1 protein-coding gene is annotated in these 1,013 nt (G+C 44.2%); it reads left to right on the forward strand.

The window, feature by feature from the left end:
* A partial coding sequence (locus Q0336_RS06385) for a hypothetical protein (RefSeq protein ID WP_298526773.1) occupies positions 1 to 786 on the forward strand: 786 nt, incomplete at its 5' end.
* Positions 787 to 1,013: the final 227 nt, after the last annotated feature.

The raw sequence follows: 1,013 nt of genomic DNA on the forward strand, positions 1-1,013 counted from the left end.
GATGAGCAGGAACGCTTTGTATTACTACTCGACATCATGGGTTTTAGCGCATTTATCCAAAATACTCCTTTCGATGAAGCTAAAGAGAAGTTTGAGACCTTTAGAGAAAAGTTAGATACTCGAGCTGAGAATCTTCTTAAAAGAGAGCATATACACATTGCCTTCTTCTCGGACTCCATCCTTGTTACCACGCAGACCAACAAAGCTCAAGATCTAAATCTAATCTCCAAGGCTGCAGCAGTTCTTATGCAAGTATCTTTTGAGTGTGGATTTGCGATCAAAGGATGCCTCGCTCATGGGAAGTTCTATTATCATCCCAAAAAGAGAATCTTCTTCGGCCTACCCCTTGTTAATGCTTACCAGCTCGGTGATCAAGAAATTAAATACTACGGCATCATCGTCCACCATACAGCTGAAAGAAAAATCCGAGACCTTAATAAACCATTTACGAAGCTCGTTGGAGAGAAAGACAAAACACAAGGGAATAACCCTTACGTCTACAGTGAGGTCCCTCTCAAATCCTCTGGATGGAGTTGCCATTGCCATTTAGCTTGGAACTTATATGACAACAAACTAGAGTCCCCCATAGACAACTGGAGCACGTGTGAGAAATATTTGCAGCAGATAGAACTCACAGTCTCTGGTGCCCCTCGCATCTACATCGACAATACCCGTAGGGTTATGCAGAAGGATTTAGCGCTATACGAGGCTGAAAAGAAAAAAGCCGAGACAAATAATCAACCTGTAATATTCCCGATAAGAGAAGAGCTGACTACAGCTAGATAATCTAAAGTACGGCGCAGCCTCATGGAGCACGAGCTCCATGAGGCTATCGTCTCTAAACGAGAACGGTAAAAAGCAAAAACACCCCGCATCCTATTTGGAATGCGGGGTGTTTTATGTTCCTACCCTATTAGTGAAGTGTGACGACTTGCCCCATTAGGGCATACACTTCACGTAGGGAAGCCTCCGATTAGGAGAGCTTTTCCTTGAGGGCTGCCAGTGCGTCGAGG

The sequence above is a fragment of the uncultured Porphyromonas sp. genome (assembly GCF_938039215.1).
Lineage (GTDB): Bacteria > Bacteroidota > Bacteroidia > Bacteroidales > Porphyromonadaceae > Porphyromonas.